This is a genomic window from Streptomyces endophytica (assembly GCF_026153355.1).
In the GTDB taxonomy this organism is placed as follows: Bacteria; Actinomycetota; Actinomycetes; order Streptomycetales; family Streptomycetaceae; genus Streptomyces; species Streptomyces endophytica.
Window position 1 is genome coordinate 5,717,468 of record NZ_CP110636.1, and the last position, 18,029, is coordinate 5,735,496.

Sequence of the window (18,029 nt, forward strand, 5' to 3'; positions counted from 1 at the left end):
GGCCGGTGGGGGCGCACGTAATGCCCACACGCCCGCAGGCAACAGACCGGGTCCGCCCCCAACCAGCTGAGAAACTCCCACTCACGGGAGGGGCTGGACCGGAGGACGAAGTCTGGAGGGCCGGCACCGCACCCAAAACACCACGCCCGCCGCCAGGCGCAACGGCGAGACGACCCACGGCGGGACGGCGAGGTACATGCGGGGCGCCGCCAAGCGCAACGGCGAACAAGCCCCGCGGCGGGACAGACGGGTACGTGGGCGAGTACTAACCCGGCAGGAGCGTCGCGAGGCCCAGGATCGCCAGGGCCGCGCCGAGCCACAAGGGGGCCCGTAGGCCGGCGGAGGCGATGGCCAGGCCGCCGGCGGAGGAGCCGATGATGACGCCGAGGGTGATGAAGGAGGAGTGCACGGTGTTCACCAACGGGCCGGCGTTTGCGGTGCGTTGGACCCTTACCGCCATGGCCGGGTTCATCGTGACGCCGACCAGCCCGATCCCCGCCATCAGCAGCACGGCCGGTACCGCGCGGTCGGCGAGGAGGGCGAGGCCGGCGAGGAAGAGCGCGTTCAGCGTCAGCCCGACGAGCTGGACGCCGACGGTGTGCCGGTCCGCGAGCCGTCCGACGACGGTGTTGCCGACGACGGTGGCGGCACCGTAGCCGAGGAGCAGCAGCGGCACGGTGCCCGCCGAGAAGCCGGTGACCTTGGTGAGCAGCGGGTGGAAGTAGCTGAACGCGGAGAAGGTGGCGCCGATGATCAACGTACTGGTGGACAGCACCAGCCACAGCCGGGGCTTGCGGAAGGCCGCCAGTTCCTCCCGTACGCTGCCGCCGCCCTCGGGCCGGCCGAGAGCGGGCACGCCGGCGAGGGTGGCGAGCGCGGCCAGTACGGCGATGGCCGAGACCACCCAGAACGCCGCCCGCCAGCCGAGGCGTTCCCCGACGACCGTCGACAGCGGCAGGCCCAGCAGGGTGCCGAGCATCAGCCCGTTCATGGCCACCGCGATGGCCCGGCCGCGGATCTCCGGGCGGGTCAGCTGGACGCAGAGCGAGACGGTCACGCCGAAGAACGCCTGTGCGGCGACCCCGGTGACGATGCGGGCGACCAGCATCACCCCGTAGTCGGGGGCGATGGCGGCCAGCACGTTGCCGGCCAGGAATATGGCGAACAGCAGCATCAGCGCCGTCTTCTGGCGCAGTTTCCGTACGGCGACGGTGAGGAAGGGTCCGCCGGCCGCCATGGCCACCGCGAAGGCGGTGATGAGATAGCCGATCCGAGGGACGCTCACCCCCAGCCCGTCGGCCATCTGGGGCATCAGCCCGGCCACCACGAACTCGCTGGTCACCATGGCGAAAACGCCCATGGCCAGCACATATACAGGGCGCGGCATGGTCATCTGGCCGTCCCCCACCTTTCTGAACTGATCGTCACAATACTTGCGCAGGCGGGACTGTACAGGATTTTGGATCGATCGTTTCAGAATGTGGGCGGCGCGCGCCGCAAGGCTTCGAGCGGTCGAGGCTCAGGGGCGGGCCTCAGGGCGTCAGCCCCGCGGTTTGTCCCACACCAGCGAATAGCGCCACAGCAGATGACGTCGGTAGCGGCTGCCCGGCAGGCAGGCGCGGGCGGCGCGGCGGACCTCGCCCCAGGTCATGGGGCTGTCCAGGATCGGCATGCCGGGCGGTCCGGACTTGCCGCCGTGCCGGCGGGCCTGGAGGCGGGCGGCCGGGAGGCCGGCGCCGCTGACGAGCCAGTCCCAGGGCGTTCCGTTGGCCGCCAGCCCGACGACCACGAGACGGCCGCCGGGCGCCAGCAGACCGGTCAGGCGGCGGGCCGCGGCGGTGAACTCCGCGTGGTGGATGACGGCCACGGCCGTGACGAGGTCATAGCCGCCCGGCAGGGCACCGTCCGCCATGAAGTCGGCTTCCAGGAAGCTGGTGTTCGGGATTCCGGCACTGCCCTCGCGGGCCAGCCGCAGCATCGCGGCGGAGCGGTCCACGCCGGTCACCTCGTCGATCCGCCGGGCCAGTTTGCGGACCAGCAGGCCGTCACCGCAGCCGACGTCCAGCGCCCGCGCACAGCCGTCCGGCACCGCGTCCAGGACCAGCCGGTGGTAGTGCACATTGTGGTTCCAGTACGGATCCGGCGGCGCCGCCGGTAGGTCGGTGAACGGCATCGGGTCACCCTAACGAGCCCGGGCGGTTCCGGGTGGTTCCATCGGGTGAATCCCTGCGTGCGGCGCAACCAGGCGGGTCCTCCGCGGCTTCCGGAGAGGTGACAGCGCTGTTCCGTTCCCGCGAGCCGTGGAGGTCCCGATGCCGCTCGACCGCCCCACTCCCCCGCCGTACGGCGCGGCACCGGACTACACGCTCGCTCCGCCGCGCGCCGAGGACCGTCTGGACACCCTCGCGCTGCCGCTCGATCCGCTGCTGCCGCCGCCCCGCCCGGAGGACCGGGTGCCAGGCGGGCCCTGGCGGGCCGACGAGTGGCCGCTGCCGCCGCCGCGCCCCGAGGAGCGGCTGCAGGGCCCGGTGGCCCTGCCCGATCGCCGGAAGCCGGACCTCCAGGCCGCGCTGACCGCGGCCGGCATCGCACCGGAGGCCGCGGACGCGGTCGCGGTCGCGAACATCGCGGGTCTGGGCGACGCCACGGTCCGGGCCGTCATCAACTGGATCGAGGCGGCCGGCCGGGCGTCCTGGGCCCGGCCGCACGCGGTGTGAGCGACCGGCTTCGGTTCACCGCAGGCCGGGCAGGGTGCGCAGTTCGGTGACCTTGAGGAGCCGGGCGAGCGCCAGGAAGAGCAGGGCCATGGTGAGGCCGCCGGCGGCCAGCGCCAGGACGGGGGACCAGAAGGGCGGCACGGCGGCCCCGGAGCACGCCCGGGCCACGAGCCAGGCCACCGCGCCGGCCACGGCGGCGGCGCCGGTCAGCTTGCCGTAGGTCCGGCACAGCCGGCGGCCGTCGAGGCGGCCGGAGAGGCGCCGGCGCAGCAGCAGCACGGTGAGCAGCAGCCCGGCCCCGTACGCGACGGTGTAGGCGGCGGCCATGCCGGTGACCGCCCAGCGGGCCGGCAGCAGCAGATGGCAGGCGGTGGCCAGGACGATGTTGAGGGCGGCGATGCCGGCGCCCGTCCAGAACGGCGTACGGGTGTCCTCGAAGGCGTAGAAGCCGCGCAGCAGCAGGTACTGGGCGGAGAACGGGATCAGGCCGAGGCCGAACGCCTGCAGCATGTGGCCGGTCGGCGCGGCCGAGGCGGCGTTCACCGAGCCGTGGGCGAACAGCAGTTGGGCGGTCTGCGGGCCGAGCGCGACGAAGAAGAAGGCGGCCGGGACGATGAGCACGCCGCTGACGCGCAGGGCCCGGGAGAGGTCGCTGCGCAGGTCGTCCAGGCGGTGTTCGGCGACCGCCCGGCTCATCCGGGGCAGCAGGGCCGTCACCAGCGAGACGGTCACGATCGACTGCGGCAGCATCCAGATGCCCTGGGCGTAGTTGTAGGCGGTGTATCCGACGCCCGCGGTGGGGAGTTGCCGGTCGGCGGCGCCGGCGTAGTGCGTGACGACGGTCATCGCGGCCAGGTTGGCGAGCACGAACAGCAGAGTCCAGCGGGCCGCCGAGATGCTCTTGCCGAGGCCGCTGCCCCGCCAGTCGAAGCGCGGCCGGAAGCGGAAGCCGGCCGCGCGCACGAACGGGACCAGGGCCAGGGCCTGCAGGGCGATGCCGCCGGTGGTGGCGAGGCCGAGCAGATCGATCTGGCCGGGGGTGATGTCCTCGATCCGGTCGGGACCGGCCAGCAGCCCGAGGTAGAGGCCGAACATCGCGATCAGCACGACGTTGTTGAGGACCGGCGTCCACATCATCGCGCCGAACCTGCTGCGGGCATTGAGGACCTGGCCGAGGATGAAGAAGAGCCCGTAGAAGAAGATCTGCGGAAGCAGGAAGCGGGCGAAGACGACGGTGAGGGCGAAGGCGGCGTGGGTCCGGGGCGTGTCGGGCGTGTAGAGCGCGACGATCTGCGGGGCGGCCCACACCGAGAGCAGGGTGCCCACCGTGAGCACGCTCAGGACGAGGGTGACCAGCCGCTGTTCGTGGGCCCGGCCGCCGTCCGGGTGCTCGGCCCGGGCCCGGACCAGCTGAGGTACGAGCACGGAGTTGAGCGCGCCGCCGATCAGCAGGGTGTAGAGGCTCATCGGGACGACGTTGGCGGTGTTGTAGGTGGTGGCGAGCAGTCCGGTGCCGAGCGCGGCCGCCTGGAGCACGTTCCGGAACAGCCCGGTGGCACGGGACACCACGGTCCCCGCCGCCATCAGGAGTGAGGAGCGGGCCAGCCCGCCGCCGGCCTCCTTCTCCCCCGTGGTCGGGTCGCCGGCGGATATCTCCCGGCCGGATACCCGCAGTTGCATGGTGTCGTCCGATGTCCCCTCGATCATGGGGACAACCTATGCCGCTCCCGGCAGCGGGCGGGCGCGGGCGGGGTCCAGGAGCGGGGCGAGCAGATCGCCGTGGGCGGCGCAGCGGGGGGCGATGTCGCTGAAGAGGAAGGTGAGTTGCTCCGGTTCGGTGCAGTCGGCCACCTCGTCCCAGGTGACGGGGGTGGAGACGGTGGGGGTGGCCCGGGCGCGCAGCGTGTAGGCGACGGCGGTGGTCTTGGCGGCGGAGTTCTGCGAGAAGTCGATGAAGACCTTGCCCGGGCGCAGCGACTTGGTCATCTTGTGGACGACGAGGTCGGGCAGGGCCCGGGCGGCCTCGACGGCGAGGTGCCGGGCGTAGGCGGTGACCCGTTCGGAGGGGGCCGGCTCGATGGGCACGATGAGGTGCAGCCCCTTGGAGCCGCTGGTCTTGGCGTGCACGTCCAGGCCGTCGGCGGTCAGCCGGGCGTGCAGCCACCGGGCCGCCAGGCAGCACTCCACGATGGTGGCGGGCTCCCCGGGGTCCAGGTCGAACACCAGCCGGTCGGCGATGCCGGGTGCCCGGCAGGTCCATTGCGGGGTGTGCAGTTCGACGACCAGGTTCGCGGCCCAGACCAGCGCGGCGAGGCCGTCGATCACGACCTGCCGGGTGGGCCCGGACGTCGAATGGGGGACCTCGCAGGTCTTCACCCAGGAGGGCGTGCCGGGCGGCACGTTCTTGGTGAAGAAGCGCTGGCCGTCGGGCCCGTCGGGATAGCGCAGGAAGGACAGCGGCCGGTCCGCCAGGTGCGCGAGCAGGGCGTCCGCGGTGGTGGTGCAGTAGTGGAGCACCTCACCCTTGGTGGTGCCGGTCCGTGGATAGAGGACCTTGTCCAGGTTGGTCAGCGAGAGGCGCCGCCCCTCCACCATGGTGATCGGCGACATACGATGAGAATCCCACACAAGGGATGAAATATGCGTTCTATCTGGAATGGGTCAATTTCCTTCGGGCTGGTCACCATCCCCGTGAAGACGTACAGCGCCACGGACCGGACCTCGTCCGTCTCTTTCGTCCGCATTCACGAAAAGGACGGCGCGCAGATCCAGTACCGCAAGATCTGCGAGCTCGACGGCGAGGAAGTCCCCAACGAAGAGGTGGGCAAGGGCTACCAGCCGCCGGGCGACGACATCATCGTGCCGATCAGCGACGACGAACTGTCGCGACTGCCGATGCCGACGTCCAAGACGCTGACCATCCTGTCCTTCGTCGACCCCGGCGAGATCGACCCGCTCCAGTTGGACAAGGCGTACTACCTCGGCCCCAACGGGGCGGCCGCCGCCAAGCCGTACGCCCTGCTGCGGGAGGCGCTGGAGCACCACCGGAAGGTCGCGATCGGCAAGGTGGCGATGCGCGGCCGGGAGTCACTGGCGATGCTGCGGGCGTACGAGGGGGCGATCGTGATGCATGCGCTGCTGTGGCCCGACCAGATCCGGCCGGCCGCCGGCGTGGGTCCCGAGGCCGTGCAGATCCGCGAGAACGAGCTGTCGCTGGCCGAGACGCTGATGGACTCGCTGGGCGAGCTGGACCCGACCGAACTCCACGACGAGTACCGGGAGGCCGTGGAGGAGCTGGTCGCCGCCAAGCTGGAGGGCGAGGAACCGGTCGCCCCCGCCGCCCCGGGCCCGTCCGCCCGGGTCATCGATCTGACCGCGGCGCTGGAGAAGAGCGTGCGGGCGGCACGGGAAGGGCGGACGGAGGCCGAGGCGGAGCCGGCGTCCGTGACACCCCTACGGGGGCGGAAGACGGCGGGCAAATCCGCGGCCAAGAAGACACCGGCGAAGCAGGCCGCCGCCAAGAAGTCCGCGGCGGCGAAGTCCGGACCGGAGAAGAGCACGGCGAAGAGCGCGGCGAAGAAAAGCACGGCGTCGAAGACCGCGGCGGCGAAAAGTACGACAGCGAAGAGCACGGCGGGCAAAGACGCGGCCAAGAAGAGCGCCCCACGGAAAGCCGCTCAGAAAAGCACCGCCAAAAGGGGCGCGGCCAAGAAGTCCGGCTAGGCCCTTTCCCCGGGGCGAGTCCCGGCCGCGCGCATTCCTGCTCCCCGGCCCGTTCTAGAGTTTCGGTATGGCTTCAGACGAGGGGACCACCCGTATCGACAGCTGGATCTGGTCCGTGCGGCTCACCAAGACCCGTTCACTGGCCGCGGCCGCCTGCCGGGCGGGGCACGTACGGGTCAACGGCGAGCGGGTGAAGCCGGCGCACGCCGTGCGCAGCGGTGACGAGGTGCGGCTGCGGCACGCCGGCCGGGAGCGGATCGTGGTGGTCTCGCGGCTGGTGCGCAAGCGGGTGGGCGCGGCCGTCGCCGCGGAGTGCTTCGTCGACAACAGCCCGCCGCCCCGCCCCGCGAGGAGGTCCCGCTGATGGGCCTCCGGGACCGCGGCACCGGGCGCCCCACCAAGCGGGACCGCCGGGAGATCGACCAGCTGCGGCGCCGCGGCATCGACTGACCCCGCGGGGCTCCTCAGGCCTCCGGGAGCGCGTCGAGGTAGACCCAGGCGCCGTTCTCGCGGACGAAGCGGCTGTGCTCGTGCTGGCTGTCGGCGTGGCCGTGCAGGGTGTAGTGCGCGCGGAATTCCACCGTGCCCTCGGTGTGGAAAGCGCTGCCGCCGGTGGCGCCGAGGATCTCCAGCCGGGTCCAGCGCTGCGCCGGTTCGAGGTCGAGGGCGGCCGGCCGGGTGGACGGGTGCCAGGTGCGCAGGAGGTAGCCGGTGTCACCGACGGCGAAGGCGCTGTAGCGCGAGCGCATCAGCCGTTCCGCGGTCGGGGCGGCGGCGCTGCCCTGGTGGAAGGGGGCGCAGCAGTCGCCGTAGGTGGCGTCGCGGCCGCAGGGGCAGGGGGCGGCGGGGTCACGGCGGCGGGGCGGCGCGGCGGGCCGGCCGGCTTCTTCTTGGACTTCGGCACCCGAAGATTGTGCCGGGTCGGCAGGGGTGGTTCGCGACCCACCGGGGTGCGCGGGGACCCGGCCGGACGGCGGTGACGGACACGCCGGGGCGACACGCCCTGAAGCTGCGCCCATATAGGGAATTTCAACGACAAATCACCCGTTTGCCGCTTCTTATGGCTTGATGCGGCCTGTGAGGCTGGAAGAACTCAAGGTGACCGTCCCCACCACCCAGGAGAGAACACCCCATGATTCTGTCCATTTCCGGCGTCGTCCTGCTCGGTGTCATCGTCTTCCTGTTCTTCCGCAAAGACGGCCTCAAGTTGTCCCACGCGCTGATCTCCGCGCTCTTCGGGTTCTATCTCGCGAGCTCCGCCATCGCGCCGAGCATCAAGGCCGGCGGGGCGAGCCTGGCGAGCCTCCTCGGGGGGATCAAGCTTTAGGAGACCTTCCCGAGGCCCCTCCCCCGCGGCTCCCTCCGATCAGCGGCCAGGGTGCGGGCCGGGGCGGCCGCCACGCGCCGCCCGCCCCCGGCCCGCCGCCCGACCGAGCTCCCCCGACCACCGCACGAGCACCTGGAGACGATGTGGCCCGGCGTCCTCTGCCCCGCATCCTGACCGACCGCGTACCGCTCGCCCGTGTGACGCAGAGCGTGTCGCTCCTGCGCGGGCGCGATTTCGCGCGCAGCGCCGCGGACGGCGCCTCGGACGTGTTCCACCCGCTGATCACGATCGGCCGGGGGCTGCGCCGGCTGGCGGTGGCCGGCCGGGGCGGTGGGCCGAGACGCCCCAGGAGCAGCGCGGACCGGCGCTGTTCTTCATCGGCGCGTGCGTGCTGATCGTGGCGCTGGTCCCGTACGGGCCGCTGCTGGCACTGATCGCGACGATGATCGCGGGCGCCTGGGCGGGGCGGGAACGCGTCACGGTGGAGACCGGCCCCAGCGAGGCGGAGACCGAGCGGCTGCGGGCGCTGTACGAGGCGCTGGTGCCGTATCTGGCCGTCGAGGGCGACCCGAGTCCGCTGTACGCGCCCGGCGGCGACTGGGCGGGGGCGTTCCCCGAGTACGCCTTCGACGACGGGCGGCTGGCGCGGCTCCGGCTGAAGTACCCGCCGTACTTCACCGACGGTGAGGACCAGTCCCGGGCCCGCATCGAGCAGGTGCTGTACGCCAAGGCCGGTCGCGGCCGGGAGTACCACTTCGCCTGGGACGAGCTGGCCAACCAGCTGACCGTGACCGCGCTGTCCGCGCTGCCGGCCGACATCGCCGCGCAGCGCTTCGTCACCTCGCCGGGCGAGACGGTGCTCGGATTCACCGACGCCGACGCCGTGCGACGGACGCTGCCGGTCGACGGCGACGGGGGCACCCGCGACGCGCCCCCGGTGGTGTGGCGCACCGGCCAGCGCTCCACGGAGCCGCATCTGCTGGCCATGGGGCCGCCCGGCTCCGGCGTGACGACACTGCTGCGCTCGATCGCGCTGCAGGCGCTGCAGCACGGCGAGTTGCTGGTCGTGGACGGCGGCGGCGCCGGCGATTTCGGGTGCCTGGCCGGCCGCCGGGGCGTGCTGGGCGTGGAGAGCGGACTGGCCGGGGCGCTGGCGGCGCTGGAGTGGGCCGCGCAGGAGACCGAGCGACGGCTGGTCACCGCGAACCGCGCGCGGCAGGCCGGCCGGCCCGTACCGGAGGACGTCCGGCGGCCGCTGTGGATCCTGGTGGACCGGCCGTCGGCGCTGACCCACCTCGCGTCCACGGAAGGGCGGGACGATCCCCAGCGGTGGCTGCAGGTGCCGCTGCGGCACGGCCGGGCGGCGCAGGTGACGGTGGTCGTGGCGGAGCAGTTCGAGAACGCCGAGCTGCTCGGCGAGGCCGTGCGGGCGCACACCAAGGCGCGGGTGGTGCTCGGGTCGGCCACGGCGGAGGAGGTGCGGGCGGTGCTCGGGGCGCCGCCGCACACCACGCCGACGGCGAGCGTGCCGCCGGGGCGCGGCTACGTACGGCTGGGGACCGGCGAGGTGCTGCGCCTGCAGGTGCCCGCCACCCCCGACCCGCTCGACGAGGCGACCGGCGAGGCGCACCGGCAGGCCGTACTGGCCCTGCTGCCGGAGCGGGTGGTTCCGGCCGGCGAGGAGGCGCCGGGGGACGTGTCGGCGGACGCCGCCGAGCCGGTGGGGCCGGCGGCCCGGGTGTCGATCGTCAAGGGCGGCGAGTCCCGTGCGGCCCGGGGCGGCTCGGTGGAGGCGCTCCGCGCGGAGCGCTGAGCCATCTGCCGTTTACCGGAAGTTGACGACCCGTCAGGCCACGAACGAGTGCCGTGGTTCGGTGTCCACCGGCGCGCCCGTGGCGACCAGGCGCGCGGCGCCCGCCAGCCGGACCGCGGCCTCGTCGGCGACCGCCCCGCTGACCGTGAACGGCAGCCGGACGAAGCCCTCGAAGGCGCCGTCCACGCCGAACCGCGGGCCGGAGGGCACCCGAACACCCAGCCGCTCCCCCGCCTCGGCGATCCGCGAGCCGGACAGTCCGCCGGTGCGCACCCAGAGCGTGAGGCCGCCGTGCGGCACGCTGAACTCCCAGTCCGGGAGGTGGCGGCGGAGCGCGGCGACGATGGCGTCGCGGTTCTCGCGGGCCTGGTCGCGCCGGATGCCGACGGCCTGCTCCCAGCCGTCGCCCGTCAGCAGCGAGGCGATGGCGAGCTGTTCGAGGACCGGTGAGCCGAGGTCGGAGTAGGCCCGGGCGGCGACCAGGCTGCGGATGATGTCGGGTGCGGCGCGCACCCAGCCGATCCGCATCCCGGCCCAGAAGGCCTTGCTGGCCGATCCCACGGTGATCACCGCGCTGCCGGCCGGGTCGAACGAGCAGACCTGCGGGGGGACTTCGGTGTCCGCATCGAGCCGGAGCTCGGTCATGGTCTCGTCGACGACGAGGAGGGTGCCGGCGGAGCGTGCGGCGTCGACGAGGCGGCGGCGCTGGTCCTCGGTGGCGAGGGTGCCGGTGGGGTTGTGGTAGTCGGCGACGACGTACGCCATGCGCGGCGCGGCGTCGCGCATCACCTGGCGCCAGACGGGGATGTCCCAGCCGGCCAGCCGCTCCCCGAGGGCGACCGGGACGAGCCGGGCGCCGGCGTCCCGCATCAGCTGGAGGATGTTGGCGTAGGAGGGCGAGTCGACGGCCACCCGCTCGCCGGGGCTCGTACAGAGGCGGCAGATGGCGGCGACCGCGCCCATCGCGCCCGTGGTCACCATGATCTGCTCGGGCATGGTGGGGATGCCGCGGGCGGTGTAGCGGTCGGCCAGGGCCTGGCGCAGGACGGGCAGGCCGGCCGGGTAGTCGCCGTGGGTGTGGGCGTAGAGCGGGAGGTCGGTCATCGCGGCCTGGACGGCGCGGGTGAGCCAGGGCTCGGGGGCCGGGAGGGCGGCGCAGCCGAGGTCGATCATGGAGCCGGCGGCCTCGGGGGGCAGCGGCTCCAGGCCGCGGGTGGGCAGCGGATTGCCGGCGGGGACGGCGGTCCAGCTGCCGGAGCCGCGCCGGGACTCCAGGAACCCCTCGGCGCGCAGCGCTTCGTAGGCGGCGGCGACGGTGGTGCGGCTGACACCGAAGGCGGCGGCCAGTTCGCGTTCGGCGGGGAGCCGGGCGGCGACCGGTATCCGGCCCTCCAGCACGAGGAGGCGGATGCCGTCGGCGAGGCCGCGGTAGGCGGGCAACCGGCGTCCGCCCGCCAGTTGGACCTCGCGGGAGTCCTGCGACCGGAGCAGCCGGGCGAGTTGGGGCGCGCCGACGGCTGAAGTCCACTGGGCCATGAAGATCAGTCCACCTTCCCGCAATTGGCTCTACTTCGCGAGCCCGGACATGCCACATGGTGTCATGCCTCGGTCCAATCCTGCCATGAGGGGGAATTTTTCGTGTCCATGATGAGTACGGCCGGCCCGCCGCGCGGACTGCTCGCACGCCGGCTGGTCCAGCTCTACACGGGGCTGGTGCTGTACGGAGTGAGCATGGGGCTGATGCTCCGCGCCGGTCTGGGCCTGGAGCCCTGGAGCGTGCTGAACCAGGGCATATCCCGGCATACGGGGCTGTCGATCGGCACCGTCACCGTCGCCTTCGGCGCGCTGATCCTGCTGCTGTGGATCCCGCTGCGCCAGCGCCCCGGCCTGGGCACGGTGTCGAACGTGGTGATCCTCGGGGTCGTGATGGACCTGACCCTGGCCTGGGTCCCGGAAGTGTCCTCCCTCGGCCTCCGCATCCCGCTGCTCGCCGTCGCCGTCGTCCTCAACGGCGCGGCGACCGGCCTCTACCTCTCCGCCCGCTTCGGCCCCGGCCCACGCGACGGCCTGATGACCGGGCTGCACCTGCGGACGGGCCGCCCGGTGCGGCTGGTGCGGACCTGCATCGAGGTGACGGTGCTGGCAGCCGGCTTCCTGCTCGGCGGCTCGATCGGCGTCGGCACGGTGGTCTACGCCCTGGCCATCGGCCCGCTGGCGCAGTTCTTCCTGCGCCGCTTCGCGATCGCCGGCCTGCCCCAGGCGCCATCCCGGGTGGTGGCCCGCGCCACCGGGGCTTCACCTTCGCGCGCGATACTGCGGGAGTGACCCCCGCGATACGCCTCCGCCACGCCTACCTGGACCACCCCGCACCGCTCCCCTTCGCCCACCGGGGCGGGGCCGCGGACGGCCTGGAGAACACCGCCGCCGCCTTCCGGCACGCGGTCGGCCTCGGCTACCGCTATCTGGAGACCGACGTGCACACCACGTCGGACGGCAAGCTGGTGGCCTTCCACGACCCGACCCTGGACCGGGTCACCGACAGCCGCGGCGCCATCGCGGAGCTCCCCTGGCGGGCCGTGCGCCAGGCCCGGGTCGGCGGCCGCGAGCCGCTCCCGCTCTTCGAGGAGCTGCTGGAGGAGTTCCCCGAGGCGCGCTGGAACGTCGACCTCAAGGCGGAGTCCGCGCTGGAGCCGCTGCTGGACCTGCTGCGCCGTACGCACGCCTGGGACCGGGTGTGCGTGGGCTCGTTCTCGGAGGCCCGGGTGGCCCGGGCGCAGCGGCTGGCCGGCGGCCGGATGGCCAGCTCGCTCGGCACCCGCGGCGTGGCCGGCCTGCGGATGCGTTCGTACGGGCGCGGGGCGCTGCCGCTGGACCGCTTGCTGGGCACGGCGGTGCGGCGCAACGCGGTCTGCGTCCAGGTCCCCGAGCGGTACACCGGCATCCCGGTCGTCGACGCGCTCTTCCTGCGCGCCGCGCACGCCCTGGGCATGCAGGTCCACGTCTGGACGGTCAACGACGCGGATCGCATGAAGGCCCTGCTCGACCTGGGCGTGGATGGCATCATGACCGACCAGATAGAGACGCTGCGGACGGTGCTGACCGAGCGGGGAGCTGGGTCTGACGCCCCCGACCGTCCGCGGCGAACGGGGTCGGGACGACGGGGGGGCGTGCAGAGCACAGAGGCCGTGGCGGGGGTCGTCGACGAGACGGCCGCCCGGCGCCGCGAGCAACGCGGCTGGTACTGGTACGACTGGGCGAACAGCGTCTACTCGACGAGCGTGCTCACGGTCTTCCTCGGCCCGTACCTGACGTCGGTGGCCAAGGCCGCGGCCGACCCGCACGGCTTCGTGCACCCGCTGGGCGTCCCGGTGCGCGCCGGCTCCTTCTACGCGTACACGGTGTCGGTGTCGCTGCTGCTGTCCGTACTGGTCATGCCGCTGGCCGGGGCGCTGGCCGACCGGACCGGCCGCAAGAAGCCGCTGCTGGGCGCCTGCGCGTACACCGGCGCCGCGGCGACGACCGGGATGTTCTTCCTGGGCGGTGACCGCTATCTACTGGGCGGGGCGCTGCTGGTCGTCGCGAACGTCGGCTTCGTGGTGTCGTCGATGCTGTACAACTCCTTCCTGCCGCAGATCGCGACGCCCGCCGAACGGGACGCGGTGTCCTCGCGGGGCTGGGCGTTCGGCTACGCCTCCGGGGCACTGGTCCTCGTCGCCGACCTCGTCCTCTACGGGGCGCACGATTCCTTCGGCGTCTCCGAGGGCACCGCGGTGCGCATCTGCCTGGCGTCGGCCGGGCTGTGGTGGGGCGCGTTCTCGCTGATCCCGCTGCGGCGCCTGCGCGACCGGCGGGCGGCGGCCGCCGGCTCCGGCGCCGGGCCCGCCGGCGCGGAGACGGGCGGCGGTCCGCTAGGGCAGGGCTGGCACCAGCTCCGGGAAACGCTGCGCGACATGCGCCGCCACCCGCTCACCCTGTCGTTCCTGCTGGCCTATCTCATCTACAACGACGGCGTGCAGACGGTGATCACCCAGGCGTCGGTCTACGGCTCCGAGGAGCTCGGGCTGGACCAGACCACGCTGATCATGGCCGTCCTCCTGGTGCAGGTGCTGGCCGCGGCGGGCGCCCTGCTGATGGGCCGGCTGGCCCGGCGTCACGGTGCCCGGCGGACGATCCTGGGCTCGCTGGCGGCCTGGACGCTGACGGTCACGGCCGGCTGCTTCCTGCCCGCGCGGGCGCCGGTGTGGTTCTTCGCGCTGGCCGCCGGCATCGGGCTGGTCCTGGGCGGCAGCCAGGCGCTGTCCCGGTCGCTGTTCTCGCATCTGGTCCCGCGCGGCAAGGAGGCGGAGTACTTTTCCGCGTACGAGATGAGCGACCGCGGGGTGAGCTGGCTGGGGCCGCTGGTGTTCGGGGTGGCCTACCAGCTGTCGGGGAGCTACCGGGCCGCGATCGTGTCCCTGGCGGCCTTCTTCGTGATCGGGTTCGTCCTGCTGGCGAGGGTGCCGGTGGGGCGGGCGATCGCGGCGGCCGGGAACCCGGTACCTGACCGGATTTAGCCCCAGGGCGCGCGGGCCGGTAGTATACGCCTTTGGCTCACCAGGCGGACCGTTACTGCGCGCTCAAGCATGGAAGGCGCTGGGTGACATCTGCTGCCAGATGTGACAAACCGGGCGCCGGTGGGTACAACAAGGGGCGGCACGACGGGCGACGCACATGTCCCGATTACGGGAATCTTCACCGCCGACCGGACGTTGACCGGATGACGACGACAGCGACACCTGTCCTGTGGGCGACAAGCCCGGGAGGCACGATTCATGAGTGAGCGAGCTCTCCGCGGCACGCGCCTCGTGGTGACCAGCTACGAGACCGACCGCGGCATCGACCTGGCCCCGCGCCAGGCGGTGGAGTACGCATGCCAGAACGGACATCGATTCGAGATGCCGTTCTCGGTCGAGGCCGAGATTCCGCCGGAGTGGGAGTGCAAGGTATGCGGTGCGCCCTCGCTTCTGGTGGATGGCGACGGCCCTGAGGAGAAGAAGGGTAAGCCCGCGCGTACGCACTGGGACATGCTCATGGAGCGGCGCACCCGCGAGGAGCTGGAGGAAGTGCTGGCCGAACGGCTGGCGGTCCTTCGCTCCGGCACCATGAACATCGCCGTGCATCCGCGCGACAGCAACCGCAAGTCCGCCTGACGGCACGACCTGCGGCGCAACACCAGCGCGTAAGGGCCGGGGCCACTGCACCTGTGCAGTGGCCCCGGCCCTTGGCGTGTCCGACGTGCGGCCGCCGCATGTCCGGCGTGCGCCGCCCGGCTCCTCAGCCGGTCAGCGGCGGGTCCTGGCGGCGCGGGGGTGGGGGCACCTCCCTGCTCCTCCTTAAGAGCTTGGGGGAGGCTCGTCGTCGCGGATCACCTCGCCCTGGACGACCTTGCCGTCCGGCCGGTGCATCCGGGCCTGCTGGAAGGCGTCACCGAACGACCCCGGAGCGTAGGCGACCGGCCGGTTCAGCAGCTTCTCGGCCCGCCGCCGGATCAGCCGGCCGGTCGGCGGGAAGAGGCAGAGCAGCCCGAGGACATCGGAGACCAGCCCGGGGATCATCAGCAGCAGACCGCCGGCCATCGGCAGCGTATTGCCGCCGCCCCGGCGGTCGTCGTCCGGCGACGCCGGCGGCGCGGCGGCCGGATCGGCGCCCGACCGGAGACCCTCGGTGAGGTTCTGCCAGGCGCGGCGGCCGGCCCGCTTGATCACGTACCCGCCGACGATCACCCCGGCGACCAGCAGCAGGAAGACGGTCAGGCCGTTGGTGGCCCCGGCGACCAGGGTCAGCAGCCAGATCTCCAGCACCATCCAGGCCGCGATGCCCAAGGGGGCGAACCTGCGGGTGCGCGAGCGCTGGGGCGGGCGGGGACCGGGCGGGGGCGTGGCTCCGAACGTCATGCCTCAAGTGTGCCTGGCGTGCCCCGCCGGACCGCCCGTGGGTGACGGGAACGGATCACGTACGGGCCGCGGGCACCGAGGTCAGCGGCCGCGGAGCTTGTCCAGCCGGGAGCCGACGCCCCAGGCCGTCACCCGCCACAGCGCCTCGACGACGATGTCCCGGCTCATCTTGCTGTCGCCGTGCTCCCGTTCGACGAAGGTGATCGGCACCTCGACGACGTGGTAGCCGGCCTGTACCGCGCGCCGGGCGAGGTCGACCTGGAAGCAGTAGCCCTGGGAGGCCACTTCGTCGAGCCCGAGCCCCTGGAGGGTCTCCGCGCGGAAGGCGCGGTAGCCGCCGGTGATGTCGCGCAGCGGCAGGTCCAGCGCCAGCCGGGAGTACGTGCTGCCGCCACGGGAGATGAACTGGCGGTACTTGGGCCAGTTGACGGTCCGGCCGCCGGGCACCCAGCGGGAGCCGAGGACCAGATCGGCGCCCTTGAGGGCGGTCAGCAGCCGGGGCAGTTCCTCGGGCTGGTGCGAGCCGTCGGCGTCCATCTCGACGAGCACGCCGTAGCCCTTGTCGATGCCCCACCGGAAGCCCGCCAGATAGGCGGCGCCGAGGCCTTCCTTGCCCTTGCGGTGCAGGACGTGCACCTGGTCGTCCTCGGCGGCCAGTTCGTCGGCCAGCTTGCCGGTCCCGTCCGGGCTGTTGTCGTCCGCGACGAGGACGTGCGCCTCGGGGACGGCGGCCCGCACCCGCGAGACGACCGGCTTGATGTTCTCCGCCTCGTTGTACGTCGGGATGATCACCAAGGTGGTGCCGAGCGGACCGTACCGCCGCTGACCGTCTGTCACTGCTGCCCCTTCTCGTCCTTCGTACGCCCGCGCCGGCCGCCGATCACCGCGGCGGCACAGGACAGAAGGCCCACGATAGCGAGCGCCCATTCAGGTGCGGCGCCGACGCGGTCGGCGAGCGTCGTTTCGTTCCGCAGAGGTATGCGGGCGGAGACCACGCCCTGGGTGAATTCCGGAATCCGGTGGGTGACCGTGCCGTCCGGAGCGACCACCGCGCTGATGCCGCTGGTGGCCGCGGTGACCACCGCGCGGCCGTGCTCGACGGCGCGCAGCTTGGACATCGCCAGCTGCTGCTCGGGCTGGCCGGTGCGCCCGTAGGTGGCGTTGTTGGTCTGGATGACCAGGGCCCGGGCGCCGGCACCGACGGTGTCGTGCACGATCTCGTCGTAGGCGACCTCGAAGCAGATGACGTCGCCGAGCTTGGCGGGGCCGACCTGCAGCAGACCGGTGTGGTCACCGGGGTAGAAGTCGCGGGGCACCCGCTGGAAACGCGTGATGATCTTGCTGAGCTGCTCCCGGAACGGTACGTACTCGCCGAACGGCACCGGGTGCTGCTTGGTGTACGAGGCGCCCGGCCCCTTCTTCGGGTCCCAGACGATGCCCTCGTTGAAGACGTAGCCCTTCTTGGAGGGATGGTCCACGAGGGCGCCGACGAGCACCGGCACCCCGATCGCCTTGACCGCCTCGTCGATCCGGTCGTACGCCTGCGGGTACTGGAACGGGTCGAGGTCGGAGGAGTTCTCCGGCCAGATGACCAGGTCGGGCTTCTTGGCGCGGCCGGCCTTGATGTCGGCGGCGAGCTTCTCGGTGGCCGTGGCGTGGTTGTCGAGGATCTTCATGGGACGGCCCAGGAAGTCCATTCCGGCCTGCTGCACGTTGCCCTGGACCACGGCGATGTCGACGGTGTCGTCGGCCTTCGTCGGAACCGGTACCAGCACCCCGGCCGCGGTGACCGCGGCAGCCAGCCCGAACGCCTCCAGCGCCGGCACCGCCCGGCGCACCGAGCCGTTGCCGCGCAGGCCCCACAGGAGGGCGACGCAGGCCGCCAGCAGCGTGCCGGCCAGCGCGACCGCGAAGGTCACCAGCGGGGCGCCGCCGACCGCGGCGAGCGGGGTGAACGGCGAGCCGGTGTTGGCGAAGGCCAGCCGGCCCCACGGGAAGCCGCCGAATGGCAGCCGGTCGCGGGCCCATTCCTCGGCGACCCACAGGCAGGCGCCCCACAGCGGCCAGGCCGGCAGCCGGGAGGTGAGCGCGAGCCCGGCGCCGAGCAGCGCCACGAAGAGCGTCTCGGCGATCGAAAGGCCCACCACCGCGTCCCAGCCGACGACGTGCAGCCACTTGAGCAGGATCAGGAAGAACGGCAGGCCGAAGGCGAGGCCGGTCCAGGCGCCCTGCCGGGCGGTCCGGCCGCGGGTCAGCAGGGCCAGCGCGGCCACCGCCAGCGGCGACAGCGGCCACAGGTCGTACGGCGGGAAGGCCAGGCCCAGTGCGACACCGGAGACGACCGTGAGACCGGTGCGCAGCGCCTCCCGGCGCACCAGGGAGAGCAGGCGGCGGGCCCGTCCCGGGCGTACGGAGGCGACCGGGGCGTCGGTAGCGACGGGCGGCGCCGCGCCGCCGGGCGAAAGGCCGCGCACGGCTTCTTGGGTGGTGTCGGAACCCGACGGCACGGTCACGGG

The 18,029-nt window shown here is 72.8% G+C and carries 14 protein-coding genes and 3 pseudogenes; 8 read left to right on the forward strand and 9 right to left on the reverse strand.

Going from position 1 to position 18,029, the window contains the following annotated elements; genetic code table 11:
- Positions 1 to 265: 265 nt before the first annotated feature.
- Positions 266 to 1,387, reverse strand: coding sequence for an MFS transporter (locus OJ254_RS25575; RefSeq protein WP_265365300.1), 1,122 nt, complete (start codon positions 1,385 to 1,387; stop codon positions 266 to 268).
- Between the two features lie 153 nt (positions 1,388 to 1,540).
- Positions 1,541 to 2,173 carry a class I SAM-dependent methyltransferase gene (locus OJ254_RS25580; protein WP_265364251.1) on the reverse strand — a complete coding sequence of 211 codons (633 nt, stop codon included), beginning with the start codon at positions 2,171 to 2,173 and terminating at the stop codon, positions 1,541 to 1,543.
- 139 nt (positions 2,174 to 2,312) lie between these two features.
- Between OJ254_RS25580 and OJ254_RS25585 the strand changes: the two genes are divergently transcribed.
- On the forward strand, positions 2,313 to 2,717 hold the full coding sequence (locus OJ254_RS25585) for a hypothetical protein (RefSeq protein ID WP_265364252.1): 405 nt from the start codon (positions 2,313 to 2,315) through the stop codon (positions 2,715 to 2,717).
- A 15-nt stretch (positions 2,718 to 2,732) separates the two neighbouring features.
- Here the strand turns inward: OJ254_RS25585 and murJ are convergent, their stop codons facing one another.
- Together murJ and ligD are read right to left on the reverse strand one after the other, a co-directional pair.
- Positions 2,733 to 4,301: a murein biosynthesis integral membrane protein MurJ gene (gene murJ / locus OJ254_RS25590; protein WP_265365301.1), complete on the reverse strand. Its 1,569-nt coding sequence runs from the start codon at positions 4,299 to 4,301 to the stop codon at positions 2,733 to 2,735.
- Between the two features lie 132 nt (positions 4,302 to 4,433).
- Entirely contained in the window at positions 4,434 to 5,327 is an 894-nt protein-coding gene (gene ligD, locus OJ254_RS25595) for a non-homologous end-joining DNA ligase (protein ID WP_265364253.1), read from the reverse strand.
- A 30-nt stretch (positions 5,328 to 5,357) separates the two neighbouring features.
- On the opposite strand from ligD, the gene ku reads away from it, so the two are divergent.
- Positions 5,358 to 6,440: a non-homologous end joining protein Ku gene (ku, locus tag OJ254_RS25600; protein ID WP_265364254.1), complete on the forward strand. Its 1,083-nt coding sequence runs from the start codon at positions 5,358 to 5,360 to the stop codon at positions 6,438 to 6,440.
- Between the two features lie 67 nt (positions 6,441 to 6,507).
- Positions 6,508 to 6,890 (forward strand): annotated as a pseudogene (locus tag OJ254_RS25605) (RNA-binding S4 domain-containing protein).
- Positions 6,891 to 6,904: 14 nt separating this feature from the next.
- Here the strand turns inward: OJ254_RS25605 and OJ254_RS25610 are convergent.
- Positions 6,905 to 7,300, reverse strand: a pseudogene (locus OJ254_RS25610) (YchJ family protein); the annotation flags it as partial.
- A 272-nt stretch (positions 7,301 to 7,572) separates the two neighbouring features.
- On the opposite strand from OJ254_RS25610, the gene OJ254_RS25615 reads away from it, so the two are divergent.
- The gene (locus OJ254_RS25615; protein ID WP_033269053.1) at positions 7,573 to 7,767 is read left to right on the forward strand and encodes a hypothetical protein; all 195 of its coding nucleotides are present in this window, start codon (positions 7,573 to 7,575) and stop codon (positions 7,765 to 7,767) included.
- A gap of 143 nt (positions 7,768 to 7,910) precedes the next feature.
- A pseudogene (locus OJ254_RS25620) lies at positions 7,911 to 9,580 on the forward strand (hypothetical protein).
- A gap of 33 nt (positions 9,581 to 9,613) precedes the next feature.
- On the opposite strand, the gene OJ254_RS25625 reads toward OJ254_RS25620, so the two are convergent.
- Entirely contained in the window at positions 9,614 to 11,116 is a 1,503-nt protein-coding gene (locus tag OJ254_RS25625) for an SCO1417 family PLP biosynthesis transcription factor (protein WP_265364255.1), read from the reverse strand.
- 108 nt (positions 11,117 to 11,224) lie between these two features.
- Between OJ254_RS25625 and yczE the strand changes: the two genes are divergently transcribed.
- The 3 genes from yczE (at position 11,225) to OJ254_RS25645 (ending at position 14,769) form a co-directional block, all read left to right on the forward strand.
- On the forward strand, positions 11,225 to 11,905 hold the full coding sequence (yczE, locus tag OJ254_RS25630) for a membrane protein YczE (RefSeq protein WP_265365302.1): 681 nt from the start codon (positions 11,225 to 11,227) through the stop codon (positions 11,903 to 11,905).
- Complete coding sequence (locus OJ254_RS31780; protein WP_423835956.1) at positions 11,902 to 14,133, forward strand: MFS transporter; 2,232 nt, start codon at positions 11,902 to 11,904, stop codon at positions 14,131 to 14,133. The genes yczE and OJ254_RS31780 overlap by 4 nt, the downstream gene beginning before the upstream one ends.
- 258 nt (positions 14,134 to 14,391) lie before the next feature.
- Positions 14,392 to 14,769: an RNA polymerase-binding protein RbpA gene (locus OJ254_RS25645; RefSeq protein WP_026170122.1), complete on the forward strand. Its 378-nt coding sequence runs from the start codon at positions 14,392 to 14,394 to the stop codon at positions 14,767 to 14,769.
- Positions 14,770 to 14,952: 183 nt separating this feature from the next.
- On the opposite strand, the gene fxsA is transcribed toward OJ254_RS25645, so the two are convergent.
- From fxsA to lnt, 3 genes are all read right to left on the reverse strand, one after another.
- On the reverse strand, positions 14,953 to 15,513 hold the full coding sequence (gene fxsA, locus OJ254_RS25650) for an FxsA family membrane protein (RefSeq protein ID WP_265364256.1): 561 nt from the start codon (positions 15,511 to 15,513) through the stop codon (positions 14,953 to 14,955).
- A gap of 81 nt (positions 15,514 to 15,594) precedes the next feature.
- Positions 15,595 to 16,350, reverse strand: coding sequence for a polyprenol monophosphomannose synthase (locus OJ254_RS25655; protein WP_265364257.1), 756 nt, complete (start codon positions 16,348 to 16,350; stop codon positions 15,595 to 15,597).
- A complete protein-coding gene (lnt, locus tag OJ254_RS25660) occupies positions 16,347 to 18,020 on the reverse strand; it encodes an apolipoprotein N-acyltransferase (protein ID WP_265365304.1) in 1,674 nt (557 codons plus the stop codon). Before lnt ends, OJ254_RS25655 begins: the two co-directional genes overlap by 4 nt.
- Positions 18,021 to 18,029: the final 9 nt, after the last annotated feature.